Raw genomic sequence first — 26,273 nt, 5'->3', positions numbered from 1 at the left:
GAACACCGCATGATCGACTTCAGCGACTTCGACCACCTGCGCGCCGCCGCCGGCACCGAAATCGGTGTCAGCGACTGGATCACCGTCGACCAGCAGCGCATCGACAAGCCTGCCTGCGTCGCGGAGAGCATCGCCCGCTACCTCGCCTGAGACGCGCAGACCAGGGCCCGCCGATCGAATCGATCGACGGGCCCCGGCTTTTCGCGGACCGGCGGTGTGCCGCGGGCTAGCCGCGTGGTCCGAACGGCACCGCCGACAGCGGGGCGGCGTCCGGCGTCATGGTCGCCACCACCGAGATCCCGGCCGCTTGGAAATTCATCAGCGCCCGGGCGATATGGTTCGCCGAGGTGATCAGGATCGCCGCGTGCGCGCCGATGGCGTCCATCAGCTGCGCCGAGAACGCCGCGTTCTGGACCGTCGAATTCGCCTTGGTCTCGGTATGAATGCGGGTGCGGTCGATACCGCGCTCGACCAGCCAGTCCGCCATGGCGTCCGCCTCGGTCACCCCGTTCTGCGGATTGCCGCCGGTCACGATGACCGGGGCCTGCGGCGAGAGCAGGGCCGAGACGTAGCCGGCGTAGAGCCGGGCCATGAGCTCCGGGCGCATCGAGCCGTCGGGCTGCAGACCGTAACCGAGCACCACGATCGCGGTGTCCGGGGTGAACAGCGCGGGCAGGTTCACGCCCGGCAGGTCCATGCCGGGGATATTGAAGGTCTGCAACGCGTTGATGGCCGCCAGCATGTTCTGGGAGAGCCCGGCGATGGAATCGATCTGTACCGGCTGCGGCGGAGCGTCGGCGTGGGCCGGGGCGGCGGCCGTCGCCAGTGCGATGACGGTCGCGCCGGGCAGCAGGGCCTGGATGGCCTTGGTGCGGAACTGATTCGATGTCCTCCGGTGATGGCGGCCGGGCCGAACGCGCCCCAGTTGGGGGCGGACTCCTTGCCATTGACCGCTGGGTGAGATTCTCCGATGTCTGCCTGCGTCGAGCATCGCAACCCCCTAGGTAGCCGGGATGTGACTACCGGTCGGTTCACAATCGTCCGAATCATGATCGCGCCGGATCCACTTCCATGGAGGCGATTTCGCGAAATCAAGATTCACATCGTCGCGAGACAGTGTCCGAACAGCGGAAATATCAAGCCGGACCGGCATTGTCGTGAGGTCGGCGCGACCGGTCGGACCGCTCCGGATGGTGTGACCGGCATCACATCGAACCCGATGTCACACCCGCGTGGGCCGCGTCGTCAACCTGACGAAGGCAACGAACGACACAGAGAAAAGAGAGAACAATGACCCGCTTCGCCCTGTACGAGAACGAAGTCGCCGCCAAGTTCAACAAGCGCCTCGTCACCGCCGCCCGCGTCGTCGACGAGTCCAGCCTGCCCAAGGCCACCCAGGAACTGGTGAAGATCCGCGCCTCGCAGATCAACGGCTGCGGCATGTGCCTGGACATGCACACCAAGGACGCCGCCCACGCCGGCGAGACCGCGGTCCGCCTGGCCATGGTCGCCGCCTGGAGGGAATCCACCGTCTTCACCGAGCCGGAGCGCGCGGCCCTCGCCCTCACCGACGAGGGCACCCGCCTCGCGGACGGCGGCGGCATCTCCGAGGACACCTGGGCCCTGGTTCGCAAGAACTACGACGACGACCAGATCGGCGCGCTGATCTCCCTCATCGCCACCATCAACGCCTGGAACCGCCTGAACGTCATCTCCGGCCAGCTGGGCGGCCAGTACGTCCCCGGCCAGTGGTGACCACCTGCCCGCGCCCCAATCGCATTGGGGCGCAAGGGTAGACATTCCTCGAGTGGCACACCACCGAGGGGAATCGGTCGAATCCCCGCGGCGGTGTGCCACTCGGCGTTCGGGCCGCGCAACCGATCCCGCGATTCGGCTGCCGGGCCCGAGCTTCCAGGACAGGCGGCCAACCCGCCTGCCCGTCCGGCCGATCGAGCTTGCCCGGCTCGGGTTCTCGATACGGTGCAACTGCCCGCTCTCATTCCGGTCCGCGTTCCCCGGTGGAGTCTCGGCTCGGAAGCGCCGCGGTCGGGTGGATTCCGGTCCCGCCCCTCGATCGTCGAGACCGGGCGGCTAGTCGTTGTGGCGGACCAGCGGCCAGTCGATCGCGACTCGGCCCGCCGTCGTCACGTAGGTGGTGAAGACGTTCAGCGCCACGTGGGCGATGATCTCCACCAGGAGGTCCGGGGCCAGGCCGGCGTCCTGGGCGGTGCGCAGATCGGCGTCGGTGACGGTGCCGTTGTGGACCAGCAGGGCCTGCGCGAAGGCCAGGGCCGCTTCGGCTTCCGGGTCCGTGGACGCGGCCTGCCGGGCGCGGATCGTCTCCTCCGCGGGCAGGCCGGTGACCTTGGCGCCGCGATAGGTATGGGCCGACAGCTCGTAGTCACTGCGATTGTGCTGGGCCACCAGCAGCGCGAGGCGCTCGCGGGTGGCGGGCGGAATCCGGCCGTGCCGCAGGGCATCCGACAGATCCAGATAGCCGCGCAGGGCCGAGGGACTGTTGGCCATGGCCTTGGTCAGGTTCGCGGTGATGCCGAAGGCTTGCTGCGCCTCGGTGAAGAGGGCGGCGGTGGCGGCGGACGCATCCTCCGGCTCCAGTAGCGGCAATCCTGACATCGTTCGAGAATCGGCCGCGGCGTTGATAGATTCGCTGTACATCGGCGATGTGCCGAACGAACAGCGGCTCATGGTGGATGTGCGGGTGACAGTAGGACTGACGGTGCTCGGACCGGTCGGTGTGACGGTGGACGAGCGGGTCGTACCCGGACTCGCGCCCCGCCACCGCGCGGTGCTGGCGCACCTGTTGCTGAACGCCCGCACCGTGGTCACGGTCGACCAGCTCACCGACGCGCTGTGGGGACCCACCCCGCCCGACACCGCGCGCTCCCAGATCCACCACGCCATCACCGCCGTCCGCAAGGTGCTGCGCACCGCGGGCATCGCCGACCTCCTGCACACCCGCGCCAACGGCTACCTCATCCAGCCCGCGCCCGGTCAGCTCGACCTCGACGTCTTCGGCGCCGAAACCGCCACGGCCACCCGCGAATCCGCCACCCATCCGGCCGCCGCTGCCACCCGCCTGCGCGCCGCCCTGCGGCTCTGGCGCGGTCAGCCCCTCGCCGACGTCAAGGCCGACTTCGCCCCCGACGCCCGCGCCCGCCTCGAGGACCGCCGCCTGCGCGCCGTCGAACAGCTCGCCGAACTCGACCTCGCCCTGGGCCGCCACGACGATCTCATCGACGAACTCCCCGCCCACCTCGCCGCGAACCCCTTGCGCGAGAAGCTCACCGCCCACCTCGTGCTCGCCCTGCATCGCGCCGGTCGCCAGCCCGACGCCCTCACCGCCGCCCGCGCCTTCCGCAGCCGCCTCGCCGACGATCAGGGCCTCGACCCCAGCCCCGCTTTCGCCGACCTCGAACAGGCCATCCTCTGTCGCGACCCCGCCCTCGACTACCGCCCGGACCAGCCGGGGTCGTTCGGTGCGCACCCGGTCGTCGGCCACCGTGCGAATGATGCTCCCGCGCAGCAGCATTCGGAGGCTCTGGATCTCGGCGCGGGCCGCATCGGCGTGGACGCCGCCCGATTCGAAGCGACGTCGCGCCCACTAGTGGACAGGATCGATCCGGCTGCCGATCCCGCAGCGAGCACGTTGCCCGCCGCGGGGCAGGTGGTCAACTTCCTGCCGTACGACGTTCCTGATTTCACGGGACGGGCCGGGGATATCGAGCGGCTGCAGGGCTGGCTGACCGGGGAGGCCGCCGGGGTGGCGGTCCTCGACGGCATGGCGGGGGTCGGGAAGACCGCGCTCGCAGTGCATTTGGCGCACGCGGTGGCGGGGCAGTTTCCGGACGGGCAATTGTTCATCGACCTGCAGGGTCATACGCCGGGGCGGGAGCCGCTGGATATCGGAATCGCGCTGGGGGCCTTGCTGCGTCAGCTGGGCGTGTCCGACGACGCCATTCCATCGGGGGAGGCGGAACGGGCGGCGCTGTGGCGGGCCAGAGTGCGGGACCGGCGGGTGATCGTGGTGCTCGACAATGCGGTCGACACCGCTCAGGTGCGGCCGCTGCTGGCCGGAGGCGGGGCACACCGGGTGATCGTGACCAGCCGGCGACGGCTGCTGGATCTGGATGGCGCGCAATCGCTGTCGATGGAGCTGCTGGCGGCGGCCGATGCCGTCGAGCTGTTCCGGGCCATCGTGGGGGAGCGGGCGGACGCGGAACCGCTGGCGGCGCTGGATGTACTGCAGCTGTGCGGATTCCTGCCGCTGGCCATTCGCATCGCGGCCGCGCGGCTCGCGCACCGGCCTCAGTGGACCGTCGAATACCTGGCCGGGCGGCTGCGGGATCAACGACGGCGGCTCACCGAGCTGGCCACACCGGAACGCGGGGTGGCCTCGGCCTTCGCGCTGTCCTATCAGCAGCTGGAACCCGCTGAGCAGCGCATGTTCCGGCTGCTCGGGCTCAACCCCGCGCGCGATATCGAACCGCACGCCGCCGCGGCCCTCACCGGCCTCACCGTCGCCGAGGCCGAGCACCACCTCGAGCGCCTGCTCGACGCGCACGTCCTGACCCAGCTGCGCCCCGGCCGCTACACCATGCACGACCTGGTCCGTCAGCACGCACGTACCACCGCGGCGAACGAGGAATCCGCTGAAACCCGCTCCGCCGCAGTCGAATCCCTCTACCGCTACTACCAGGACACCGCCGCTCAGGCCGTCCGACTACTCTTCCCCGACGGCTCCCACGCCGCACCGGAGTTCGCCAGAGCTTCGGAATCCACTGCAGCATCGCAATCGACCGGAGCATCGGAGTTCACTGGAGCAGCGGACTTCACCGGTGCATCCGAGTTCGCACCGGCGCGGGAGTCCGTCGGGGCGCTGGATTCGGCTGGGGCGCAGTCGTTCGATAGATCGGCGCTGACCTTCGAGGAGTCGGCGGAGGCCATCGAGTGGCTCGATGCGGAACGCATCAACCTGGTGGCCATCTGCATTGCGCCGGAGGAGGCCGCGCGGCCCGGTTACACGGCGCGGCTGGCACGCAGTCTGCACGCCTACCTCGATGGGAACGGCCACTACGGTGCGGCGCGCACCATGCACACGCGGGCGTTGCGGAGTAGCCGCCGCGATGGGGACCTGGCCGCGCAGTCCCGGGCGTGCAGCGACCTGGCTTGGATCGCCTGGCGATTCGGGCGGCTGGACGAGGCGCACGACTACGGTGAGCAGGCCCTCGACGCGGCCCGCGCAGTCGGGGATGGGCGGGCGGAGGCCCGGGCCCATTACGTGTTCGGGTATGTCTTCTGGCAGCGCGACATCGAGCGGGCCGGGGAGCACTATCGGCAGGGGTTGGCCCTGTTCCGCGAGTTCGGCGACCGTGCTGGTGAGGCGGCCTGCCTCACCAGCCTCGGCACCGTCAGCGAGCGCTTGGAGCGCTACCCCGAAGCTCGTGAGCGGCTCAGTGAAGCCCTACGCCTCTACCGCGAATTGGGTTCCCGTACAGGGGAAATAGTCGTGCTCAACAACCTCGGCCCGGTGCATCTCGGCGAGGACCGCCCCGACGAGGCGCGCCGCCGGCACCGCCGCGCCCTCGACCTGTGCCGGGAACTCCGCTTCCGCAGCGAGGAGGCCGAGGCCCTCAACGGTCTCGGCGAGATCGCCCTCGCGCTGGACGATCCCGCCGCCGCCGTGGCCGACTTCACCGCCGCGGTCACGGTCTGCCGCGATCTCGGCGACCGCGCCGAGGAGGCCCGCGCTCTGCTCGGCCTGGCCCAGTCCCACCGCGCGCTCGGGCAGACTCCCGCCGCTCGCGACCATTCCGTCAGGGCGCTGGCCCTTTTCGAGGAACTCGAGGTTCCCGAGGCCGACGACGCCCGCGCCCTCCTCGCCGAGCTCGGCTGACCCCGCCGCGGAAATTCGGTACCGCTCTCCACGACGTGTCATTACTGTCATCGTCGCCACCGACGCCCTGGCGCGCAGGTCGTGGGGTGGTCCAGCCGGTGTGGAGGAGTCCGGAGTCCTCGCTTCCCCGTCAAGGAAGAAACCGCGGGTTCGAATCCCGCCACTGGTGCAGGTGATGTCAGCCGGGTGCAGTCCGTCAGCCCTCGAAGGCTCGATCAGCCCTCGAAGGCGGCGCGGTGGGCCGCACACCATTCGGCGAAGGTGCGCGGCGGGCGGCCGAGCAGTTCGGTCACGGTGCCGGTGCGCGCGCCCACAGTGTCGGCGCGCATGAGGGCGAAGCCCGCCACGATCGCCGCGGCCAGCGGCGGGGGAGCGCCGTTCGGGAAGCGGGCCGCCACCGCCTCCTCCGGCGTCGCGGCCTCACGAATCTTGATGTCGCGGGCCAGGATTCGGGCGAGGATCGCGACCTGCTCGCCGACGGTCAGGCTCTCCGGCCCGGTGAGGTGATAGGCCGCCCCGGCGTGGCCGGGCTCGGTGAGGCAGCGGGCCGCCACCTCGGCGATATCGGCGGGATCGATCGGGGCGAAGCGGCCCGGACCGGAGGGGTCGAGGATCGGGTCGCCCGCCCGCAACGCCGGAATCCACTCCAGGGCATTGGACATGTACCCGCCCGGACGCAGGATCGTGCACGGAATTCCGCTGGCGCGCACCAGATTCTCGCGCTCGTGGTGCCAGCTGCCCATTGCGGGCAGTGGTTCGACCAGCACGTGGGCGGAGGAAATCATGACGATCCGACTCACTCCCGCCCTGGCGGCGGCCTGCAGCAGGTTGCGGGTGTGGTCCAGCCCGATGCCCGGGACCAGCACGAACAGGCCGGTGACTCCGGTCATGGCCCGGTCCAGGCTCGCCGGATCGTCGAGGTCGCCCGGGCAGGTCTCCGCACGCGTGGGCAGGGTCGTGGCCCGTGCCGGATCACGCACCAGGGCACGGAAATCGAGGTCGTTGGCGTCGAGGATGCGGGTGAGTTCGCGGCCGATGTTCCCGGTCGCTCCGGTCAGCAGTAGCATGACATCTCCAGATCGTTAGCCGTCTATCGAAAAACGTTAGACGGCTAACGATCGACGGTCAATACTCGCACCCGACCGGAGGCCTCATGTCTTCCCCAGGCTCAGCCGACTTCCTGGACCTGCACGGCCGCACCTCGAAAGCCCTGCGCGCCTTGGCCGATCGCGATATGCGCCGCCTCGGCCTGCACCTCGGCCAGAATCACGTGCTGGCCGTGCTGTGGGAACAGGACGGCCGCACACCGGGGGAGATGGCGGCCGTGCTGAACGTCACCACGCCGACCGTCGTCAAGATGGCCACCCGCATGGCCGCCGCCGGCCTGCTCACCCGCCGCCGCGACGACAAGGACAATCGCCTGGTCCGGCTCTGGCTCACCGACCGCGGCCGCGACCTCCGCGACCCCGTCGAAGCCGACCGGAAGACCCTGTCCGACAAGGTGACCGCCGACCTCACCGACGCCGAGCGCCGCCACCTGATGTCGGCGCTGGAGAAGATCCACCGCGCCGCCGCCGACCTCCTCGCCGAACCGCTCGACCACACCGACTCGATCCCGGACTGACCCGGACCTGTGCCGTTCGATCCCGGACCGGCGCTGCCGTCCCGGCCATCACCTAGAGTTGGGCACATGATTACCGCGATCGTGTTGATCTCTGCCGAACCGGATCGGATTCCGGAGACCGCGCAGGAACTGGCCGACATCAAGGGGGTGGCCGAGGTCTATTCGTGCGCGGGGGATGTGGACCTGATCGCCGTGGTCCGGGTGCGCGACCACGAGCAGATCGCCGACGTGGTCACCGGCCGGATCAACAAGACGCCGGGCGTGCTGCGCACGGCCACCCACATCGCGTTCAAGTCCTACTCGCGCGCGGACGTGGAGGCCGGCTTCTCGATCGGCGAATAGCCGGCCGGGTCAGCGGGTCTGCACGGACGCGCCCAGCGCGGTGCCGGTGTGACCGGGCTCGATGGTGTGGGTGACGCCGCCCTTGCAGCCGGGGAACAGATACACCTGGGCGCGCAGGGCGGTTTCATTGTCGACACTGAGCCGGCGCGGCACACTGCGGATGGTCACGCAGTCGCCCGGAATGCCGTAGCTACGGCCGTCCACACTGAGGGTGCCGGGATCGGCGGTCTCGTCGTGAGTCCAGTGAGCGGCGCTCACCGGAATGCCGATGCCCAGGAACACGGCCACCAGGCCGGGTAGCACCACTCCGTATCGCATGTCGAAACTGTAACGCCGCCTCGGGGACCGAACGGCAAACACACAGCTGGGTGACCCGAACTCTCAGGACACTCGGAGGAATTCTTCCATGAGAGGGCAGGAACCATGTTCGTGAAGGTGTGCGGGCTCACCACCGAGGAACAGATCGACTGGGCCGTCGAGCTCGGCTACTCGGCCATCGGCGTGGTCGGCACGGCCAAGAGCAAGCGGTATGTCGAGCCCGCCCGGGCGCGTGAGCTGGCGGCGTACGCGCGCGGCCGGATCCGCTCGTTCGTGGTGGCGTTCAACCGGACCGAGGTCGCCGAGGTGATCGGCGACTTCGACGTCATCCAGCTCTACAACTGGACCGACCTGCCGAATCTGGCCTACTGCTCGGCCGCCGCACCTACCCCGGAACAGGTCTGCGAATACTTCTTCTACGACGCCAGCACCGGATCGGGCGTCTTCGCCGAATTCCCGGACTGGCTGGAGAAGGTGCCCGGACAGGTGGTGCTGGCCGGTGGTCTCAGCCCCGACAATGTCGCCGAGGTGGTCACGACCCATCGGCCGTTCGGCGTCGACGTCTCCAGCTCGGTCGAAACCGCCCCTGGCATCAAGAGTTTCGATGCCATGAGCCGTTTCAAACAGGCCGTGGACTCCGTGGCCGAACCGGGGGCCTGAAGCCGCACGGGATCAGTTCGCGCCGAGCCCGTTGGAGACGGTGACCCAGCGATCCAGCAGGGCCGAGGCCGCACCCGAATCCACGGTCTCGGCCACCCGCTTCAATGCCGCGGCCAGCTTGGTGTGCAGATCGTCGTCCACCTCCGCGGCGGACAGCTCGAATGCCACCAGCGCCGCCGCCGAATTCAGCAGCACCGCGTCCCGCACCGGGCCCGGGTCGCCGGCGAATATAGCGCGCGCGATCTCCGCGTTCATCGTCGCGTCGCCGCCGCGCAGCGCCGACGGATCCACCCGCTCGATGCCCAGTTTCGTTGGGTCGATGGTGGTTTCGTGCAACCGGCCGCCCGATACCACCCACACATCGGTGGTGTCGGCGGTGGTGATCTCGTCCAGGCCGTCGTTGCCGCGGACCACCAGCGCCGAGGCGCCGCGTTCGGCGAACACACCCGCGATGACCGCCACCAGATCCGGGAAAGCGCAGCCGATCAGGCCCGTGCTGGGCTGGGCCGGATTGGTCAGCGGGCCCAGGATATTGAAGACCGTCGGAATCCCGATCTCACCGCGCGCCTGACTCGCGAACCGCAGCGAGGGATGGAACACCGGCGCGAAGCAGAACCCGATGCCGGTCTGCCGCACGCACTCGGCCACCGATTCCGGCCCGAGCGCGATCTTCACGCCCAGCGCCTCCAGCACGTCCGCGCCGCCGCTCTTGGACGAGGCCGCCCGGTTGCCGTGCTTGATCACCGGAATCCCGCTGGCCGCCACCACGATCGAGGACATGGTGGAGATGTTCACGCTGCCCGAGCGGTCGCCGCCGGTACCGACGATATCCACCGCCGCGCCCTCGAATGGCACCCGCCTCGCGTGCGAGAGCATGCCGGTGGCCAGGCCGCTCAGCTCGGTCGGGGTCGGGCCCTTCATCTTCAGGGCCACGCCGAAGGCCGCGATCTGCGCGGAGGTGGCGTTGTCGGAGAAGATCTCGTTCATCGCCCACGCGGCCTCATCCGAGGACAGATCGTTGCCGTCGGTGAGGATGCCGAGAATTTCTCTCCAGCTGCGCGCGCTCATTGCCTTCTCTTCCCGTTGCCGGTCCACGCCGGACACCAGTGTTGTTGGGGCAAGCCTAGTGTGCGGGGCTAGTTCTTTCCGCCAGGACCGGCGGCGGGCTGGAGGGCATCCCAGCCGAGGACATGGCCGTCGTAGCGATGGGCGATTCCCGCCATGCGGGAACGCTCCTGGGAGCAGTGCAGGGCGTCGAGCACCTGCACGCGCTGCAGCACCAGGCTCGCGGGGTCGGACGCGTCCACCGAGGCCGTGTCATAGCCGATCTGCGCGGCGATGACTTGCACCTCACCGACGCGGTCGGCAGGAACCCGGAGGTGGTGCCGGAGGACTACTGGATCGTCCGATGTCCACTGCAGAGCCTTGCCCAGGGCCGCCGAACAGGCTTCGGCGTCATCGAAACTCGATGCCACCACCACCAGATCCGGTCGCGTCGGGTCCAGTTCCGTTGCCCCGCCGCGTCCGGCTATCCGCCGCCACCACGATTTCACGCTCATACATCCCTCTCCACAGGGCTCAGCTTCCTCTTACCTGCGCAATCTAGGCTCATCCGGGACACGCCGAGAGCCCTGCCAGACGAGCGCTCGCCCTGGGCTTTCCGACACGTACGACAAAGTTTCGTACCCGCCTACGCCTGTCGTACTACGACAAGTCATACTTACCGGCGTGACGACCGCAGTAGGGACCCCAGGATCGGCCATTACCCAGCGTGTGCATTCGCTGAACCGGCCCAACATGGTCAGCGTCGGTACCATCATCTGGCTGTCGAGCGAGCTGATGTTCTTCGCCGGCTTGTTCGCCATGTACTTCGTTGCTCGCGCGCAGGCGCACGGAAACTGGCCGCCGGAGCCGACCGAGCTGAACATGAAGCTCGCCGTGCCGGTGACCGCGGTGCTGATCGCCTCCTCCTTCACATGCCAGATGGGCGTGTTCGCGGCGGAGAAGGGTGACGTCTTCGGCCTGCGCCGCTGGTACCTGCTGACCTTCCTGATGGGTGCGTTCTTCGTCGGTGGCCAGGCCACCGAGTACCACGCCCTGTACTCGGAGGGCACCTCGATCTCCAGCAGCGTGTACGGCTCGGTGTTCTTCATCACCACGGGCTTCCACGGTCTGCACGTCATTGGCGGTCTCATCGCGTTCGTGTTCCTGCTGATCCGCACCAAGCTCAGCAAGTTCACCCCGGCGCAGGCCACGGCGGCGATCGTCGTCTCCTACTACTGGCACTTCGTCGACATCGTCTGGATCGGCCTCTTCGCCACGATCTACTTCGTCCGCTAGTGCCGGACGTGCCGAGGCCCAGCCCGCGTCGGCAACCCAAAAACTTGTACAAGTCGGTTCCGTCTACTCCAAAGGGACACAGATGAGTTCATCTCCCCCGTCAGCGCCAGATCCCGAGGGGATCGGCCAGGCCACCAAGATCCGCAAGCAGCGCCGGATGCGCCGGAAGCTGGCCGGCGGTCTGGTCCTCCTGATGGGCCTCGTCGGAGCCGGCTTCGCGGCGTCGGCCCTGACCCCGCAGGCTCAGGTCGCCACCGCGAAAGAGGACCAGTCCGCGCTGATCCGCGAGGGCAAGCAGATCTACGACACCTCCTGCGTCACCTGCCACGGTGCCAACCTGCAGGGTGTCCAGGATCGCGGCCCCAGCCTGATCGGCGTCGGTGAGGCCGCGGTCTACTTCCAGGTTTCCACCGGTCGTATGCCCGCTGCCCGCAACGAGGCGCAGATCCAGCGCAAGCCCCCGAAGTTCGACGCGCACCAGACCGACGCGCTCGGCGCGTACGTCCAGTCCCAGGGCGGCGGTCCGACCGTGCTGCGCGACAGCAACGGCGAGATCGCGCAGGAGTCCATCGTCGAGGACCGCGACCTCGGCCGCGGTGGCGAGCTGTTCCGCATGAACTGCGCCTCCTGCCACAACTTCACCGGCAAGGGTGGCGCGCTGTCGTCCGGCAAGTTCGCGCCGCCGCTGGAAGAGGCCACCGAGCAGCAGCTCTACCTGGCCATGCTGACCGGCCCGCAGAACATGCCCCGGTTCTCCGACCGGCAGCTGACGCCGGACGAGAAGAAGGACATCGTCGCCTACATCAAGGACCGCATGGAGACCCCGTCCGAGGGCGGCTACGGCCTCGGCGGCTTCGGTCCCGCGACCGAGGGCCTGGCCATCTGGGTCGTCGGCATCGTGGTCCTGGTCGGCTCCGCGATGTGGATCGGTTCCCGGTCATGAGTGAACAGGAGCGAAACAGCATGGGGGACAACCCCACCGAACCCACCGATGAGCAGCTCGACGCCATGTCGCGGGACGAGCTGGTCAAGCTCGGCACCGAGCTGGACGGCGTCGACGTCGCCTACCGTGCCCCGCGCTGGCCGGTCCCGGGTACCCGGGCCGAGAAGCGCGCCGAGCGCCGGGTGGCGCTCTGGTTCGGCATCTCCGCGCTCGCGGGTGCCGCGCTGATCGGTGTCTTCCTGTTCTGGCCCTGGGAGTACAAGGGCCGTCACCAGGACGGCAACGGCATGTACACGCTGACCACCCCGCTCTACGGCCTCACCCTCGGCATCGCCGTGCTGGCCGTCGGCGTCGCGGTGGTGCTGATCCGCAAGCACTTCATCCCCGCCGAGATCTCCATCCAGGACCGCCACGACGGCGCGTCCAAGGAGGTCGACCGGCGCACCCTGGTCGCGCAGCTGCAGGACGCCGCCGAGACCTCGACCCTGGGCCGCCGCAAGCTCATCACCCGCACCGCGGGCCTGGGCGTGGGCGTCATGGGCGTCGGCGCGCTGCTCGTCTTCGTCGGCGGCATGATCAAGAACCCGTGGGCCAAGCGCGACAAGTCGCCGCTGTGGGTCTCGGGCTGGACCCCGGACTACCCGGGCGAGACCATCTATCTGCGTCGCGACACCGGCCGCCCCGAGGACATCGTCCTGGTCAAGCCGGAGGATCTGGACGCCGGTGCCATGGAGACCGTCTTCCCCTGGAAGGAATCCTGGCGCGGTGACGAGCACAAGACGCTGGAATCGCTGCGCGGTATCCGCAACGCGGTCATGCTGATTCGCTTGCGCACCCACGATGCCGAGCACGCCATCAAGCGCAAGGGTCAGGAGAGCTTCAACTTCGGCGACTACTTCGCCTACTCGAAGATCTGCACCCACCTCGGCTGCCCCACCTCGCTGTTCGAGCAGCAGACCAACCGGATCCTGTGCCCCTGCCACCAGTCGCAGTTCTCCGCGACCGAATGGGGTAAGCCGGTCTTCGGTCCCGCCGCGCGTGCGCTGCCGCAGCTGCCGATCACCGTCAACGCCGATGGCTACCTGGTCGCCCAGCACGACTTCATCGAGCCCCTCGGCCCGGCCTACTGGGAGCGTCGTTCATGAGCCCTAGCAAAGTGGCCGTCCAGGCCAACGAGATGGACGAGCGCTACCGCCTCGCGGCGTTCGCCAAGCGATCGATCAACAAGGTCTTCCCGACCCACTGGTCGTTCCTGCTCGGTGAGATCGCGCTGTACGCGTTCATCATCCTGCTGCTGTCGGGTATCTACCTGACGCTGTACTTCGACCCGTCCATGTCGGAGACCGTCTACCAGGGCGCCTACCAGCCCCTGCGCGGTGTCACCATGTCGCGGGCCTACGAGACCGCGCTGAACATCTCCTTCGAGGTGCGCGGCGGTCTGTTCGTGCGCCAGGTGCACCACTGGGCGGCGCTGCTGTTCGCGTCGTCGATCATCATCCACCTGTTCCGCATCTTCTTCACCGGCGCTTTCCGCAAGCCGCGTGAGGCCAACTGGGTGATCGGCTCGCTGCTGCTCATCCTGGCCATGTTCGAGGGCTTCTTCGGCTACTCGATCCCGGACGACCTGCTCTCCGGCACCGGTCTGCGCGCCGCCTTCGGTGGTATCACCATGGGCATCCCGGTCATCGGCACCTGGATGCACTGGCTGATCTTCGGCGGTGACTTCCCGGGCACCATCATCATTCCGCGTCTGTACATCGCGCACGTGCTGCTGCTGCCGGGCATCATCCTGGCGCTCATCGCCGCGCACGTCGCGCTGGTGTGGTACCAGAAGCACACCCAGTTCCCCGGACCGGGCCGCACCGAGAAGAACGTCGTCGGCGCTCGCATCATCCCGGTGTTCGCCGCCGACCAGGGTGCGTTCTTCGCCTTCACCCTGGGCGTCGTCGCCATCATGGGTGGCGTCTTCCAGATCAACCCGATCTGGAACCTGGGTCCCTACAACCCGTCTCAGGTCTCGGCGGGTTCGCAGCCGGACTTCTACATGATGTGGACCGACGGCATGGCGCGTCTCATGCCGCCGTGGGAGCTGTACCTGGGCCGCTACACGGTCCCGGCGCCGTTCTGGGTCGCGCTGATCATGGGTGCGGTGTTCGGTGTGCTGATCGCCTACCCGTGGATCGAGAAGCGTCTCACCGGCGACACCGCCCGCCACAACCTGCTGCAGCGTCCGCGCGACGTGCCGGTCCGCACCGCCATCGGTGCCATGGCCATCGCGTTCTACATGGTGCTGACCCTGGCGTGTGTGAACGACATCCTGTCGCTCAAGTTCGACATTTCGCTGAACGCGACGACCTGGTTCTTCCGCATCGCGCTGCTGCTGGCTCCGCCGCTCGCGTACTTCGTCGCGTACCGGTTCTGCATCGGCCTGCAGCGCAGTGACCGTGCGGTGCTCGAGCACGGCATCGAAACCGGTGTCATCAAGCGGCTTCCGCACGGTGAGTACATCGAGGTGCACCAGCCGCTGGGCCCGGTCGACTCGCACGGCCACCCGATCCCGCTGGAGTACCAGGGCGCCCCGGTGCCCAAGAAGATGGTCAAGCTGGGATCCGCGGGCAAGCCCGGCACCGGCTCCTTCCTGCGCGCCGACCCCGCGTCGGAGCAGGCGGACCTGGTCGCCGTCGCCCACGAGGAAGAGCACAAGATGCTCGAGGTGCTGGAGGAGGCGCAGAACGCCGCCGCCGGCAAGCACGAGCACTGATCGTCGCCGTCACACGGGAAGGCCCCGAGTCGAATTCGACTCGGGGCCTTCCCCGTTCCCGGGACTCGGCCGATCGGATGACAAGGTGACCGGGACCTGTTAGCTTCCGGACTATGGCTGTCCAGCCGGATCGACGGGCGGTCGCCCGGCCCGCGGTGGCGACCCGCTATGCGGTGGAGACCGGTCGGGCACAGGGGATTCCGGCCTCGGCCTGCCTGGCCGGGACGGGGCTGCGCGGCAGTGACCTGGAAGAACCTGGCGCACAGGTGCGGTCGGGCCAGGAACTGCGGGTCATCCGGAATCTGATCGCGCACGGGGGAGACCCGGCCGAGCTGGGGGCCGCGACCGGGCGGCGGTACGCGCTCCCCGGCGCGGGGATCGTGGGCTACGCCATGATGACGAGTCCGACCGTGCGGGAGGCGATCCGGCTGCTGCCCCGGTACTTCGCGGTGACCTCCGTCCGGTTCGGGCCGTCGTTCACCGAGACCCGGGCGGGGCTGGCGGTCGCAGCCGGGGACGGGGAGGTGCGCGGCGAAGTGCGGGCGTTCCTGCTGGCCCGCGATCTGACGGCCGCCTGCACGCTGGTATCGGCGCTGGTCTCGGACACCGATGTGCTGCTCGGCCTCGAATTCGAGCCCGGCCGAGGCAGGTTCACCGTGCCGCCCGAGGTGCTCGATCAGCCCGCCCGGCCGCCGGACGCGCACACCGGTGCGCTGTGCATCCAGCAGTGCGAGCTGGCACTGGACCGCCGGCATCGACACACCGGTCCGGCAGCGCAGGTGCGCCGAGCGCTGCTGCGGACGCCCGCGACCGCGCCGTCGCTCGCCGAGGTCGCCCGGGAACTCTCACTCTCCGAACGCGGCCTGCACCGCCGACTCGCCGACCAGCACATCAGCTTTCGCGGCCTGGTCGATCAGATCCGGCAGCAGCTCGCCGCCGAACTCCTCGACCTCGGACTCACCGCCGAGACCGTCGCCCGCATGGTCGGTGCACCTGCCCAGCCCGTCTTCGGCCCCGGTTACCGAGGGCGCCCGGGCGCCCAACCCGGCCGCACTCACGACATCCCGCGCTAGCGATCGCTCCGACAGTGCGCGGTTGCGTTCCTGCCGACGTGCCGCACTCGCGGTCGGCGCCGACCTCCCACTTCGGCGGCTAACCCTGCGGCGCATCCGGATTCGGCCTGGTCCACACCAGTGAGAACCGCCACAGTACGTGCCGTCGGTAGCGCACACCCGGCAAGATCTCGGCGGCCGTCCGCCGCGTCTCGGCATAGGTTTGCGGTGGCGGCCACACCACCGGCGAGGGGTGCGCCCACTGCGCCCGGAACAGCCGATCCTTGAAACTGGTGAGCAGGGCGGCGGCCTCCCACGGTAGATCCGCCGGAAAGTCGTTGCGCGCCATGCCCACCACGGCCAGGGTCCCGCCGGGCCGCAGCAGCTCCCGCATCCGGGTGAGCGCCTTGACGGTGTCCATGTGGTGCAGGGCCGCGATGGACACGATCCCGTCGAACGACTCCGGCTCGAAGGGGTACTCGAGGAAATCCGCCTGGAGATAGGTGATGTCGTCCACCCCGGACTGGTCCCGGGCCAGCCCGATACTCCGCGCATCGGGATCGATCCCGGTCACTGCGGCCCCGCCCCGCCGAATCCGCCTGGCCAGCATGCCTTCCCCACATCCGACATCCAGCACATCCCGCGCCCCCGCGACCGCCGCCGCCAGCAGGGGGTGGTACTCGATGTTGTGATTCCAGCGCTCCGCATCTGGCACATACATCCCGCCATTCTGGCAGCGCGCCGCTCCCGCCGCCCGCACGTTCCGGTACTCACATCCGCACCTACCCCGGAATGGCCTCGAAGCTGCGCGTTTTCACCGCGCCGGTCATCAGCCCGGCGGGGACCGATCCGGGGTGGTGATCTGGGCGGCGGCTTCGGCGCGGGCGACCCAGTCGAGCCAGGCGCCCGCACCGTGGCGGGGTTCGCCGTAGCCCTCGGTGGTGCGGACGATGCGGGTGCCGGACTGTTCGAGCCAGCGGACCAGCAGGCCCGCCTCCTCCGGAAGTGCCCCGCGCAGTGGGGGATAGGCGGGCTCGTCGTCCGGTCCGGAGAGTCGGGGCGGGATGACGGTTTCGGCGGCGGCCGCCAGGCGGTCCACCACCGCCATGGGGGAGATGCCGCGCACGGCGGTACCCGCGGCGGCGAGGCGGGCGTGGCGGATGATCGCGAACTCCCAGCCACCCGCACCGTCGGGGCGGGCAGCTATCAGTTCCGGGATGGCCGCCAGGGCGGCCAGGCGCTGGGTGCGGCGCAGGGCGCGGATCACCGTCACGGTGCGATCCCGCAGCCGGGCTGCGGCCTCGAAATGTTCTGCGGTGGAAAGGCTTTCGAGCCGCTCGGCAATCGCGTGCAGCAGGGCGTCGTCGGCGCCCGCGAACAGGGCGCGGACCATGGCCGGAGCTCGCTCGTACTCCTCTATATATAGGGGGCTGCTGTGGGCGCTCGCGGGGCAACCGCCGACCACCGCCGGCGGGCAATCATGGCGGCCGGTGCGCGGGATGCGGGTGGTGCAGGTGCGCAGGCCCGCCTGCTCGGCGACGGTCGCGGCGATCTCCAGAGCGTCGGCGCGAGAGGTGAACGGGCCCAGCGCGTCCCGGGCCGGGGTGCGCGAGACCGCGAACCGCGGGAACGGCTCGTCGGTCAGCGTCAGCCACCAGGCGCGTTGCGGGAACTTCGATCGCCGGTTGTAGGGCGGGGTGTGGGCGAGCAGCAGCCGCAGCTCCCGCACACCTGCCTCCAGGCCGTGCGAGCACTCGACATGGTCGACCCGGGTGGCCAGCTGCACCATCTCGCGCATGCGCGGGCGGGTGTCGGAACCGGTGAAGTAGGTGCGGACACGACGGCGCAGATTCACCGCCGTCCCTATATAGAGGACTTCGTCCGACGGACCGCGGAACAGATACACCCCCGGCGTGGCCGGAAGATCCGCCGCCATCACACGTTTCGCGCGTTGGCGGCGTGTCACCTCGGGCAGATAGTCGAGCAGCTCGGTGAGACTCTGCACCCCCTGATTGCCCACCCGGGCGATGAGCGCGTGCAGCACGTCCACCGTGGCGCGGGCGTCGTCGAGGGCGCGGTGCGTGGGCCGGGTCTCGGCGCCCAGCAGCTGGGCCAGGTACCAGAGCTTGGCCGAGGGCGCTTCGTCCTTGCCGAGCACCCGCCGCGCCAGCTGAACCGTGCACAGCGTTTGGAAAGCGGGCCAGGGCAATTCGCACCGGGCCGCGGCGGCCTTCAGAAATCCGGTATCGAAGCGGGCATTGTGGGCGACCAGCACCGCACCGCGCGCGAAGTCCAGAAACCCGGGCAGCACCTGCTCGATGCGCGGCGCGTCCACCACCATGGCGGTCGTGATCCCGGTGATCTGCACGATCTGCGGCGGAATCGTGCAGCCGGGATTCACCAGGGTCGCGAACTCGCCGAGCACCTCACCACCGCGCACCTTCACCGCGCCGATCTCGGTGATCGAGTCGCCCTCGGGGCTGGTGCCGGTCGTCTCCAGGTCCACCACCACGAACGTCGTGTCATAGAGCGGGGTTTCGAGCTCGTCGAAGGCCAGCTGTCCGGACACGGACGGGAAGCCTAGGCGCAGGGTCCGACAACCTTTCCCCGCCAAGGCATTCACCGCAGCTCCGGAGGGTCGTGACCGTCTCCGGGAACGCGTGATCCGGCACTTTTCGCAGGTCGGGCCGGGAACTCGGGCAGGGCCCTGGGAGTTGCTCCGCGCGACCTGGGGAAAGCTCTGAATATGTGGTGGAGATTCTCGAGATGAAATCCCCGAATTGCGGAAATATGCGAGATTGTGGCCAGGGTCACAGTTATTCGGAAAGTGAATCAATCACCGATGTGGGGGTGGTCGGTTCGCACCGGCCTCCGGGGTGTGCCGCCCCGCTGTCCTGCGGTCGGGCGTGTCGCGTGGGCGTGTCGAAATCGCCCAGGTCGGGGGTTATGGCTCTGACCTTGTGTTATGCGTAATTTGTCGAGGTCGGGAGGGCCTCGGGCGAGCGCTGGCTACTCGTCGGTAGCTATTGGTGCGCTCTCGGGAAAATGGCCGCTGTTATCGTTTCGTGATTGCTGTGACGTTTATCGCACCGAAATAGGGGCGCGTAACAATTTCGAGTGACGGGCCGACCGTCTCGGCTTTACAAAGCACCGTTATTGACTCGTAATCTTCCTGAGACCTCGCGGAGTCCGACGCACCACCCGGTGCGGCGTCGCGGGGGAGATTGGAAGTACCTCATCATGGCGACCACCACCGTCAAGCGACAGGTCCGGGGCATGCAGCGCACTGCGCGTCGTGCCGCTGCGGCCGGTGCCGTCGGCGCCGCCGCGGTGAGCGCGCTGCTGCTGCCCGCGACCCCCGCGTCGGCCCAACCCGTGAACACTCCGGTCGGCACCATCGACGTGCCCGACCAGATCCAGCTCCCCGCCGGCATCCCGGGCCTCCCGGTGAACATCCCCGCCATCCCCGGCATCATCACCCCGTGGGGCCCGGCCGCCCCCGGACCCCAGAGCGGCCCGCGTCAGGCCGCGGTCAACGCCGCCCTGAGCCGCGTCGGCGACCCCTACGTCTACGGCGCCGCCGGCCCGGACGCCTTCGACTGCTCCGGTCTGGTGCAGTGGTCCTACGCACAGGCCGGAGTCAGCCTGCCGCGCACCAGCTATGAGCAGCTCAATACCGGCAGCCCGGTGTCGTACGACGATCTGGAGCCCGGCGACGTGGTGTCGTTCTACGGCGGCAGCCACTCCGGCATCTACGTCGGCGACGGCAATGTGGTGCACGCGTCCACCTCCGGTCAGCCGGTGAAGGTCGCCCCGATCTCCTCGATGCCGTTCGCGGGCGCGCGCCGCATCTGATCCACTGCTCGACCGGGGAGTCTTCCCTGTAGCCGACCGCAGGCGGCCGACCTGCGGAAGAGGCGGTGACCGTGATGATTCCGTGGCCTGCTGGACACAAGCGGTCGCCGTTTCGTAATCTTATCGAGACCTTCTGAACCGGCTCGGGGTAAGAGAACGGGACGACACCAACGGTGGCAGCGCAGCAGCGACATCATCGGACACACAGTCAGCGAACCAGGCGACTGGTGGGTGAAGCCCTCACGGTAGGCGCACTCATGGTCGGCACCTACGGCACCCTGGGCCTCGGACCCGCGACAGCCGATCCGGCCTCCGCACCGGCATCTGCTGGGGAAGCAGTGCAGCGGCTCATCGACCTGTCGCGGCAATCCGAACAGCTCAATCAGCAGGCGCTCGACGCGCAGTCCGATCTGGACACCAAGGCCGCCGCCGCCGGCGTCGCCGACCAGCGGGCCGCCGACGCGGCCGCCACCCTGGACGCGGCCAAGGCGGAAATCCGTCGCTACCAACCGGTCATCGATCGGGCCGCGACCTCCGCGCTGCTCGGCAGCCGTACCAACCGGCTCACTTCACTACTGGTCAGCAATTCGCCACAGCAGCTGCTCGACCAGATGTCCATCGTGGACTTCGTGGGCGCGCGCACGAATGATCAACTGGGCCAGTACGAGCAGGCCACCGACGCGGCATCGGTCGCCGAGGCCGCCGCCCGCTCCGCCGCCGACACCGCGCGCGCCGTCAGTGCCGCCGCCGACGCGGTCCGCAAGGACCTGGAATCCAAACGTGCTGCGCTGCAAGGATCCATGGCTCAGGTGATCGCCGCCTGGGGTCAGCTCTCCGCCGGTGACAAGTCCGCGCTCGCGGGCTCCATGTTCCCGCCCGGCTTCGATCGCGACAGCCTGCTCCGGGGCCTGGTGCCCGGTTCCGGCACCAGCGCGCTGGCCGCGGGACTCACCCGCGTCGGCGATCCCTACGTCTGGGGCGCCACCGGTCCCGACCAGTTCGACTGCTCCGGCCTGGTGCAGTGGGCCTTTCACCAGGTCGGCAAGAGCGTGCCGCGCACCAGCCAGCAGCAGTCCAGCTACGGCACGCCGGTCGACGAGAAGGACCTCCAGCCCGGCGACGTCGTCTTCTTCTACTCTGATATCTCGCATGTGGGCATCTACGCCGGCAACGGATTGATGCTGCACGCTTCCACTTTCGGCGTACCGGTTCAGGTCGCGCCGATGAGCTCCACACCGTTCCATTCGGCGCGCCGGTTCTGAGCTCTCGCGGACCCGGCATGAGTGGTCAGGACCCGGAGGAGGCAGCTTGCGTAACCACGTAGGGTCCCCACCCATGCCCGATGTGCAGAGCATGATCACGACGAGGTGGCGATGAGCGCTCTGCGGCAGATGCGCGGTTGGCTGGCGGCGCGGCGGCGGTTCCAGTTCGTCGCCACCCTGGTCATGGTCAGCGCGCTGACCGCGGCCTGTGGGGCGCTGCTCATGCTGCCGAACTCGGTGCTGCCCAAGCTGCGTGCGGTGGCGCCCGGGCAGGACTCGGGTCAGGTGACCGCCTCCGATCCGCAGGTGCCGCTGGTGAAACGGACCATGGAGGGCTACGGCAAGGTGGTCGCCGAGACAACGGCGACCGGGTCGGGGCGGATCGGTGTCGTGCTCGGTCATTCCGGGCAGCGCGCCGATATCGATGTGCTGGCAGGCGAACTCGCGGCAAGCACGGCCGCGGTCACCGCGCTGTGGGGTTCGGACTGGAATCAGGCCCCCGTCGTGGTGGTGGCGTCCAGCGTCTCCGAATTCGCCGCCCTCACCCACGCCACCGGTGACGTGCCCGCCGAGGTCGCGGCCTCGACCGTCGCCGACCCCTTCCGCCCCGGCGCCCAACTGACCGGCCAGCGCGTGGTTTTCGGACCCGACGCCGGACGCCGCCTGGGACCCGACGGCCTGCGCTCGGTGCTGCGGCACGAACTCACCCACATGGCCTCGCGCGCGGTCACCGTCGACGGCTCCCCGATGTGGACGCTCGAGGGCTTCGCCGAGTATTCGGCCCATCGCAACCTGCGCCGGCCCATCACCGAGATCGCCCCCACCCTCACCACCCGCGCCCGCGCCGGTGACCTCCCCACCGACCTTCCGCCGGACGCGATGTTCGAGCCCACCAGCGGACAAGCCTCCCTGGCCTACGAACAGGGCTGGTCCGTCTGCGCTTTCATCGCCGACCGCTACGGCGACCCGAAACTCGTCGCCCTCTACCGCCAACTGGCGTCGGGCCCGAAGGACCGCGCCGCCGTCGACACCGCCCTGCGCGCCACCCTCGGCACCGGCTACCAGGACCTCGTCACCGATTGGCGCGCCTGGCTCATCACCCGCACCGCCGAAGGCGCGTAGCACTCGGAGGCCCGGGGGGTGCGAGGTTTCGGGGTGGGGAGAGTGCGGGCCCCGGGTGCAGTAGGTTTGAGGGCATGGGGCGAACTCTGCTGGTTACCAATGATTTCCCGCCGCGACCGGGTGGGATTCAGTCGTATCTGCATGCGCTCGCCCGGCAGCTGCCCGCCGACGAGCTGGTGGTGTACGCGCCCCGGTGGCGGGGCGACAGTCACTGGAAGTTCGATGCGCAGCAGCCCTTTCAGGTGGTGCGGCATCCGACGACGCTGATGCTGCCGACGCCGCTGGTGGCGCGGCGGGCCAAGAAGCTCATGCGCGACGAGAAGTGCGATCGGGTGTGGTTCGGGGCGGCGGCGCCGCTGGCGCTGCTGTCGCCGGTACTGCGCCAGGCGGGCGCGGAACGGATCCTGGCGTCCACGCACGGGCACGAGGTGGGCTGGTCGATGCTGCCGGCGGCGCGGCAGGCGCTGCGGATCATCGGCGATCACACCGATGTCGTCACCTATGTCAGCAAATACACGCGGCGGCGGTTCTCGTCCGCGTTCGGGGCGCAGGCCGCGCTCGAATACCTGCCCCCCGCCGTGGATTCGGAGGTGTTCAAGCCGGATCCGGCCGCCCGCGCCGAACTGCGGGCCCGCTACGGGCTGGGGGACCGGCCGACCATTCTGTGCCTGTCGCGGCTGGTGCCGCGCAAGGGCCAGGACATGCTGATCACGGCCATGCTCGAGATTCGCAGGCGGGTCGACGGGGCGGTGCTGGTCATCGTCGGCGGCGGGCCGTACGAGCAGAAGCTACGGCAGTTCGCCGAGGTCATGGGCCTCGGCAATGACGTGGTCTTCACCGGGCGCGCCCCGTCGGGCGAGCTCGCCGCCCACCACACCATCGCCGACGTGTTCGCCATGCCCTGCCGCACCCGTGGTTTCGGCCTGGACGTCGAGGGCCTGGGCATCGTGTTCCTGGAGGCCTCCGCCACGGGAGTGCCGGTGGTGGCGGGCAATTCCGGTGGCGCGCCGGAAACCGTGCGCGAGGGTGAGACCGGACGGGTGGTGAACGGCCGCTCCGCCGAAGAGCTCACCGACGCCATCGTCGACATCCTCTCCGACCGGGACGCCGCCGCCCACATGGGCGCGGCCGGGCGCGCCTGGGTGCAGCAGCAGTGGCGCTGGGACCTGATGGGCGCGCGACTACAACATCTACTGAATCCGACAGAAACCGCACTGAGACAACACTGAAGGGTTCGCGGCCGTCTCGATTCTGGACCGACGGAGCGGGGGAGCGAAGCGGAGGAGCGGAGGAGGGAAGAATCGAGACTTCGGGGCCGCGAACCCGCCCGGAGCGAAGCGTAGGGCAAGATAGGCACCGTGAGCAGTATCCAGGTTGCCGACCAGACGTTCGTCGCCGCGCCGGGCACGGCCGTGGCCGAGGTGCTGGCCGATCGTGCCCGCTGGCGCCGCTGGTGGCCCGACCTGCAGTTGGAGGTCCGGGAAGACCGGGGCGACAAGGGAATTCGCTGGACCGTCAGCGGTGGTGCGGACGGCACCATGGAGGTCTGGCTGGAGCCCATGCTGGACGGCGTCATCATGCACTACTTCATGCACGCCGAACCCCGCGGCGGCATCGGCGGTATGTCCGGGCGTGAGCTGCTGGCCCTGAACCGGACTCGCCGCGTCGCGGGCAAGGCCATGTCCTTCGAGATCAAGGCCCGCCTCGAGGCGGGGCGCAAGGCCGGGGTCGCTCCCGCGGCCGCTCACTAGAAAGGAAGCGTTGCCGCCCATGGCCGATCGAACTCAGAGGTCGATCGTGATCGACGCCCCCTCGGATCGAGTGATGGCGGTCATCGCCGACCTGGAGTCGTATCCGGAATGGGTCTCCGCGGCCCGCTCGGTCGAGGTGCTGGACAAATTGCCGGACGGCCGCGCCCGCACCGCCCGCTTCGTGCTGGACGCCGGCGTCGTGAAGGACACCTACACCCTCTCCTACACCTGGCGGCCCGACGGCCGCGCGGTGAGCTGGAGCCTGGTCTCGGGTGAGCTGCAGAAGGCGCAGGACGGCACCTACGAGTTGATCGCGCTGCCCGACGGCACCACCCAGGTGGTCTACGAACTGACCGTGGATCTGAACATCCCGATGATCGGCATGTTCAAACGCAAAGCGGAGAAGGTCATCACCGACACCGCCCTCAAGGAACTCAAGAAACGGGTCGAAGGCTGACCGCCGGCGGTACCGAACGCTCGCCGCACCCCGCCACCCGCGTCGAGCTGTTCATCGGCAAGGGCGGTGTCGGAAAAACAACCCTGGCCTGCGCCACCGCACTCGCCTACGCCCGCAACGGCCGCCGCGTCCTGCTGGCCTCCCTGGACCAGGCCCACTCCCTCGGCGATGCCCTGGGCTACCGCCTGCGTCACGGCGCGACCCCCGCGGTCGCCACTCTGCCCCTCCCCATGTTCCACAGCCCGGCACCGGCTTTCGCGGACGTCCGCGACCCCGACGCCGAGCCGGCGCTGGATGTCATCGAGGTGGATTCGCTTGCGCTGCTGGAGGATCGGTTCCGGCAGGTGCTGGTGATGGCGTCCGGGGCCGGGCACGAGCACGGATTCGACCTGGGGGCACTGGATCCCGCGGAGCTGACCGGGCTGCCGGGGGTGCAGGAACTACTGGCCCTGCTCGAGATCACGCGGTTCGCCAACGACGCGCGGTGGGATGTGATCGTGGTGGACTGCCCGCCGTCGGCGGACATGCTGCGCATCGTCACCATGCCGGACACCGTGCTCGGTTACCTGGAGCGGGTGTGGCCCGCGCACGCCAGGACGATGGAGGCGATCGGCGCGGACTTCCGCAAGGCGGTGCTCGCGGTGACCGTCGAGCAGATCGTGCAGGCGGTGACGGAAGCCCGTGACCTGCTGGCGGATCAGGCCCGCACCGGCGCCCGCCTGGTGACCGCCGCGGAACTGGTCGCGGTGGCCGAGTCGGCGCGGGTGCGGTCGGCGGCGGCACTGCTGGGTATCCGCTTGGACGCGGTGCTGGTGAACAAGGTGCTGCCGGAGATGCCCGCGTCGGATCCGGTCGAGCCGCCGCATCCGGCGGTGCAGTGGTACTTCAACCGGCGCGGCGAGCAACTCGATGTGGCGGGGGAGCTGCGCAAGCGATTGCACGGGGTTCCGGTGCAGGTCGTGGCGCATGCGGGAGCCGAACCGGTGGGGATCGGCTCGCTGGCCGCGCTGTCCTACGCGGTGGACGCGAGTGGTAACTGGGTGGGAGGGCGTCCGGTCCCTATGCTTGGCACAGATGCGGACAGTGTGCTGCCCGGCCCCGAGACAAATACTGCCGCCGAGCCGGTGGTGCGGCTCGAGTCCGGGGCAGGCGTGCACTCGGTGTTCGCGATGCGCATGCATCTGCCGGTGGTCGATTCGTCGACCCTGCGGCTGGGACGAGTGGAGGACGATTTGATCGTGGGAGCGGACGGGGTCCGGCGGCGGTTGCGGCTGGCCCCGGTATTGCGACGGTGCACGGTCGAGGCCGCCGAGCTCGACGGCGACCACCTGGTGATCCGTTTCCGGCCCGATCCTGAGGTCTGGCCGAAATGACCACCACGCACCACCCGCGTCCCGGCTACCCCGACGAGAATCTCGGCGAATTCGCCGAGGAGCTACGGCTGCTGGCCGAGGCCGTCCTCGAGCGCGTCGAACCGGTGCTGCGCCGCACCGCCGCCGACGGCCGCACCGAATGGTCCAGCTGCAGCTGGTGTCCCGTGTGCGCGGCCGCGGCCATCGTGCGCGGCGAGCACCACGATGTGGTGGCGGCCATCGCCGAACACGGCACCGCCATCGTGACCGTGCTGCGCGAGGCGCTCGCCGGTGTGCCGGTGGATCCGGTGATCCCGCCGGACCTGGATCCGGAATCGCCGGAATATCAAGCCTGGCATCACTTTTCGCACGTCGCCGAAACCGGCTCCGGTGCAGGTGATCTGCCGTTCGCCGACGCGCGCGGGGATGTCGGCCCGGACGACGAGAGCGAATTCCCCCGTGCCGGCGGGCAATCCGGCGACCCGCACGGTGCTGCGGGCCTGGCCGCGGTGTTCGCACG

27 protein-coding genes and 1 tRNA gene are annotated in these 26,273 nt (G+C 69.2%); 20 read left to right on the top strand and 8 right to left on the bottom strand.

Going from position 1 to position 26,273, the window contains the following annotated elements; genetic code table 11:
- The first annotated feature begins 9 nt into the window (after positions 1-9).
- Positions 10-150: a hypothetical protein gene (locus ACFXN1_RS10480; RefSeq protein WP_379437004.1), complete on the top strand. Its 141-nt coding sequence runs from the start codon at positions 10-12 to the stop codon at positions 148-150.
- 76 nt (positions 151-226) lie between these two features.
- On the opposite strand, the gene ACFXN1_RS10475 is transcribed toward ACFXN1_RS10480, so the two are convergent.
- Positions 227-991: a YdcF family protein gene (locus tag ACFXN1_RS10475; protein WP_379437006.1), complete on the bottom strand. Its 765-nt coding sequence runs from the start codon at positions 989-991 to the stop codon at positions 227-229.
- Between the two features lie 299 nt (positions 992-1,290).
- Here ACFXN1_RS10475 and ACFXN1_RS10470 point away from each other — a divergent pair, with 299 nt between their 5' ends.
- On the top strand, positions 1,291-1,755 hold the full coding sequence (locus ACFXN1_RS10470) for a carboxymuconolactone decarboxylase family protein (RefSeq protein ID WP_379437007.1): 465 nt from the start codon (positions 1,291-1,293) through the stop codon (positions 1,753-1,755).
- Positions 1,756-2,091: 336 nt separating this feature from the next.
- On the opposite strand, the gene ACFXN1_RS10465 is transcribed toward ACFXN1_RS10470, so the two are convergent.
- Entirely contained in the window at positions 2,092-2,634 is a 543-nt protein-coding gene (locus ACFXN1_RS10465) for a carboxymuconolactone decarboxylase family protein (RefSeq protein ID WP_379437009.1), read from the bottom strand.
- A 49-nt stretch (positions 2,635-2,683) separates the two neighbouring features.
- Between ACFXN1_RS10465 and ACFXN1_RS10460 the strand changes: the two genes are divergently transcribed.
- A complete protein-coding gene (locus ACFXN1_RS10460; RefSeq protein ID WP_379437011.1) occupies positions 2,684-5,914 on the top strand; it encodes a BTAD domain-containing putative transcriptional regulator in 3,231 nt (1,076 codons plus the stop codon).
- Positions 5,915-6,008: 94 nt separating this feature from the next.
- Positions 6,009-6,083 (top strand) — tRNA-Asp (locus ACFXN1_RS10455).
- 46 nt (positions 6,084-6,129) lie between these two features.
- Here the strand turns inward: ACFXN1_RS10455 and ACFXN1_RS10450 are convergent.
- On the bottom strand, positions 6,130-6,981 hold the full coding sequence (locus ACFXN1_RS10450; RefSeq protein WP_379437012.1) for an NAD(P)H-binding protein: 852 nt from the start codon (positions 6,979-6,981) through the stop codon (positions 6,130-6,132).
- 86 nt (positions 6,982-7,067) lie between these two features.
- On the opposite strand from ACFXN1_RS10450, the gene ACFXN1_RS10445 reads away from it, so the two are divergent.
- Positions 7,068-7,538: a MarR family winged helix-turn-helix transcriptional regulator gene (locus ACFXN1_RS10445; RefSeq protein WP_379437014.1), complete on the top strand. Its 471-nt coding sequence runs from the start codon at positions 7,068-7,070 to the stop codon at positions 7,536-7,538.
- Positions 7,539-7,604: 66 nt separating this feature from the next.
- Positions 7,605-7,880, top strand: a complete 276-nt coding sequence (locus ACFXN1_RS10440; protein ID WP_379437016.1) for an Lrp/AsnC family transcriptional regulator — start codon at positions 7,605-7,607, stop codon at positions 7,878-7,880.
- A gap of 9 nt (positions 7,881-7,889) precedes the next feature.
- On the opposite strand, the gene ACFXN1_RS10435 is transcribed toward ACFXN1_RS10440, so the two are convergent.
- Positions 7,890-8,198, bottom strand: coding sequence for a hypothetical protein (locus ACFXN1_RS10435; RefSeq protein ID WP_379437017.1), 309 nt, complete (start codon positions 8,196-8,198; stop codon positions 7,890-7,892).
- Between the two features lie 105 nt (positions 8,199-8,303).
- Between ACFXN1_RS10435 and ACFXN1_RS10430 the strand changes: the two genes are divergently transcribed.
- On the top strand, positions 8,304-8,858 hold the full coding sequence (locus ACFXN1_RS10430; RefSeq protein ID WP_379437019.1) for a hypothetical protein: 555 nt from the start codon (positions 8,304-8,306) through the stop codon (positions 8,856-8,858).
- A 12-nt stretch (positions 8,859-8,870) separates the two neighbouring features.
- Here ACFXN1_RS10430 and trpD read toward each other — a convergent pair whose 3' ends face one another.
- Both trpD and ACFXN1_RS10420 read right to left on the bottom strand, forming a co-directional pair.
- Positions 8,871-9,926: an anthranilate phosphoribosyltransferase gene (gene trpD / locus ACFXN1_RS10425; protein ID WP_379437020.1), complete on the bottom strand. Its 1,056-nt coding sequence runs from the start codon at positions 9,924-9,926 to the stop codon at positions 8,871-8,873.
- A gap of 68 nt (positions 9,927-9,994) precedes the next feature.
- Positions 9,995-10,417, bottom strand: coding sequence for a hypothetical protein (locus ACFXN1_RS10420; protein ID WP_379437022.1), 423 nt, complete (start codon positions 10,415-10,417; stop codon positions 9,995-9,997).
- Between the two features lie 169 nt (positions 10,418-10,586).
- On the opposite strand from ACFXN1_RS10420, the gene ACFXN1_RS10415 reads away from it, so the two are divergent.
- From ACFXN1_RS10415 to ACFXN1_RS10395, 5 genes are all read left to right on the top strand, one after another.
- Positions 10,587-11,198 carry a heme-copper oxidase subunit III gene (locus ACFXN1_RS10415; RefSeq protein ID WP_083868641.1) on the top strand — a complete coding sequence of 204 codons (612 nt, stop codon included), beginning with the start codon at positions 10,587-10,589 and terminating at the stop codon, positions 11,196-11,198.
- An 82-nt stretch (positions 11,199-11,280) separates the two neighbouring features.
- Entirely contained in the window at positions 11,281-12,141 is an 861-nt protein-coding gene (locus tag ACFXN1_RS10410; protein ID WP_379437023.1) for a c-type cytochrome, read from the top strand.
- Positions 12,138-13,286 (top strand): ubiquinol-cytochrome c reductase iron-sulfur subunit, encoded by a 1,149-nt coding sequence (locus ACFXN1_RS10405; RefSeq protein WP_364616283.1) that lies wholly within the window; start codon positions 12,138-12,140, stop codon positions 13,284-13,286. The genes ACFXN1_RS10410 and ACFXN1_RS10405 overlap by 4 nt, the downstream gene beginning before the upstream one ends.
- Entirely contained in the window at positions 13,283-14,902 is a 1,620-nt protein-coding gene (locus ACFXN1_RS10400) for a cytochrome bc complex cytochrome b subunit (RefSeq protein WP_379437025.1), read from the top strand. The genes ACFXN1_RS10405 and ACFXN1_RS10400 overlap by 4 nt, the downstream gene beginning before the upstream one ends.
- A 113-nt stretch (positions 14,903-15,015) precedes the next feature.
- Positions 15,016-15,975, top strand: a complete 960-nt coding sequence (locus tag ACFXN1_RS10395) for an AraC family transcriptional regulator ligand-binding domain-containing protein (protein WP_379437027.1) — start codon at positions 15,016-15,018, stop codon at positions 15,973-15,975.
- Between the two features lie 79 nt (positions 15,976-16,054).
- Here ACFXN1_RS10395 and ACFXN1_RS10390 read toward each other — a convergent pair whose 3' ends face one another.
- Together ACFXN1_RS10390 and ACFXN1_RS10385 are read right to left on the bottom strand one after the other, a co-directional pair.
- Positions 16,055-16,675 (bottom strand): class I SAM-dependent methyltransferase, encoded by a 621-nt coding sequence (locus ACFXN1_RS10390; RefSeq protein ID WP_379437028.1) that lies wholly within the window; start codon positions 16,673-16,675, stop codon positions 16,055-16,057.
- Between the two features lie 108 nt (positions 16,676-16,783).
- Positions 16,784-18,523: a DEDD exonuclease domain-containing protein gene (locus ACFXN1_RS10385; protein WP_379437030.1), complete on the bottom strand. Its 1,740-nt coding sequence runs from the start codon at positions 18,521-18,523 to the stop codon at positions 16,784-16,786.
- A 671-nt stretch (positions 18,524-19,194) separates the two neighbouring features.
- Here ACFXN1_RS10385 and ACFXN1_RS10380 point away from each other — a divergent pair.
- The 8 genes from ACFXN1_RS10380 to ACFXN1_RS10345 all read left to right on the top strand — a co-directional run.
- Positions 19,195-19,809 carry a C40 family peptidase gene (locus tag ACFXN1_RS10380; RefSeq protein WP_379437031.1) on the top strand — a complete coding sequence of 205 codons (615 nt, stop codon included), beginning with the start codon at positions 19,195-19,197 and terminating at the stop codon, positions 19,807-19,809.
- Positions 19,810-20,036: 227 nt separating this feature from the next.
- Entirely contained in the window at positions 20,037-21,071 is a 1,035-nt protein-coding gene (locus ACFXN1_RS10375) for an NlpC/P60 family protein (protein WP_379437033.1), read from the top strand.
- 111 nt (positions 21,072-21,182) lie between these two features.
- Entirely contained in the window at positions 21,183-22,193 is a 1,011-nt protein-coding gene (locus tag ACFXN1_RS10370; RefSeq protein ID WP_379437034.1) for a peptidase MA family metallohydrolase, read from the top strand.
- Positions 22,194-22,267: 74 nt separating this feature from the next.
- Complete coding sequence (locus ACFXN1_RS10365) at positions 22,268-23,422, top strand: glycosyltransferase family 4 protein (RefSeq protein WP_379437036.1); 1,155 nt, start codon at positions 22,268-22,270, stop codon at positions 23,420-23,422.
- 129 nt (positions 23,423-23,551) lie between these two features.
- Positions 23,552-23,944, top strand: coding sequence for a polyketide cyclase / dehydrase and lipid transport (locus ACFXN1_RS10360; RefSeq protein ID WP_364616259.1), 393 nt, complete (start codon positions 23,552-23,554; stop codon positions 23,942-23,944).
- A gap of 19 nt (positions 23,945-23,963) precedes the next feature.
- Positions 23,964-24,401: an SRPBCC family protein gene (locus ACFXN1_RS10355; RefSeq protein WP_379401633.1), complete on the top strand. Its 438-nt coding sequence runs from the start codon at positions 23,964-23,966 to the stop codon at positions 24,399-24,401.
- The gene (locus ACFXN1_RS10350) at positions 24,398-25,774 is read left to right on the top strand and encodes an ArsA family ATPase (protein WP_379463553.1); all 1,377 of its coding nucleotides are present in this window, start codon (positions 24,398-24,400) and stop codon (positions 25,772-25,774) included. The genes ACFXN1_RS10355 and ACFXN1_RS10350 overlap by 4 nt, the downstream gene beginning before the upstream one ends.
- The coding region (locus ACFXN1_RS10345; RefSeq protein ID WP_379463547.1) for a hypothetical protein at positions 25,771-26,273 on the top strand (503 nt) is incomplete at its 3' end. The genes ACFXN1_RS10350 and ACFXN1_RS10345, both read left to right, overlap by 4 nt.

It is taken from the genome of Nocardia sp. NPDC059154 (assembly GCF_042755705.1).
GTDB lineage: Bacteria > Actinomycetota > Actinomycetes > Mycobacteriales > Mycobacteriaceae > Nocardia.
The sequence above is the reverse complement of the archived record's forward strand: the minus strand, read 5'-3'. Positions and strand labels throughout refer to the sequence as shown.

Bases quoted from the DNA above. Each gene is read 5' to 3' on its own strand.
- ACFXN1_RS10390 (WP_379437028.1), bottom strand. From the start codon at position 16,675: ATGTATGTGCCAGATGCGGAGCGCTGGAATCACAACATCGAGTACCAC.
- ACFXN1_RS10355 (WP_379401633.1), top strand. From the start codon at position 23,964: ATGGCCGATCGAACTCAGAGGTCGATCGTGATCGACGCCCCCTCGGAT.
- ACFXN1_RS10465 (WP_379437009.1), bottom strand. From the start codon at position 2,634: ATGTCAGGATTGCCGCTACTGGAGCCGGAGGATGCGTCCGCCGCCACC.
- ACFXN1_RS10435 (WP_379437017.1), bottom strand. From the start codon at position 8,198: ATGCGATACGGAGTGGTGCTACCCGGCCTGGTGGCCGTGTTCCTGGGC.
- ACFXN1_RS10405 (WP_364616283.1), top strand. From the start codon at position 12,138: ATGAGTGAACAGGAGCGAAACAGCATGGGGGACAACCCCACCGAACCC.
- ACFXN1_RS10470 (WP_379437007.1), top strand. From the start codon at position 1,291: ATGACCCGCTTCGCCCTGTACGAGAACGAAGTCGCCGCCAAGTTCAAC.
- ACFXN1_RS10475 (WP_379437006.1), bottom strand. From the start codon at position 991: ATGCTCGACGCAGGCAGACATCGGAGAATCTCACCCAGCGGTCAATGG.
- ACFXN1_RS10370 (WP_379437034.1), top strand. From the start codon at position 21,183: ATGAGCGCTCTGCGGCAGATGCGCGGTTGGCTGGCGGCGCGGCGGCGG.
- trpD (WP_379437020.1), bottom strand. From the start codon at position 9,926: ATGAGCGCGCGCAGCTGGAGAGAAATTCTCGGCATCCTCACCGACGGC.
- ACFXN1_RS10420 (WP_379437022.1), bottom strand. From the start codon at position 10,417: ATGAGCGTGAAATCGTGGTGGCGGCGGATAGCCGGACGCGGCGGGGCA.
- ACFXN1_RS10365 (WP_379437036.1), top strand. From the start codon at position 22,268: ATGGGGCGAACTCTGCTGGTTACCAATGATTTCCCGCCGCGACCGGGT.
- ACFXN1_RS10440 (WP_379437016.1), top strand. From the start codon at position 7,605: ATGATTACCGCGATCGTGTTGATCTCTGCCGAACCGGATCGGATTCCG.
- ACFXN1_RS10480 (WP_379437004.1), top strand. From the start codon at position 10: ATGATCGACTTCAGCGACTTCGACCACCTGCGCGCCGCCGCCGGCACC.
- ACFXN1_RS10430 (WP_379437019.1), top strand. From the start codon at position 8,304: ATGTTCGTGAAGGTGTGCGGGCTCACCACCGAGGAACAGATCGACTGG.
- ACFXN1_RS10410 (WP_379437023.1), top strand. From the start codon at position 11,281: ATGAGTTCATCTCCCCCGTCAGCGCCAGATCCCGAGGGGATCGGCCAG.
- ACFXN1_RS10400 (WP_379437025.1), top strand. From the start codon at position 13,283: ATGAGCCCTAGCAAAGTGGCCGTCCAGGCCAACGAGATGGACGAGCGC.
- ACFXN1_RS10380 (WP_379437031.1), top strand. From the start codon at position 19,195: ATGGCGACCACCACCGTCAAGCGACAGGTCCGGGGCATGCAGCGCACT.
- ACFXN1_RS10395 (WP_379437027.1), top strand. From the start codon at position 15,016: ATGGCTGTCCAGCCGGATCGACGGGCGGTCGCCCGGCCCGCGGTGGCG.
- ACFXN1_RS10450 (WP_379437012.1), bottom strand. From the start codon at position 6,981: ATGCTACTGCTGACCGGAGCGACCGGGAACATCGGCCGCGAACTCACC.
- ACFXN1_RS10445 (WP_379437014.1), top strand. From the start codon at position 7,068: ATGTCTTCCCCAGGCTCAGCCGACTTCCTGGACCTGCACGGCCGCACC.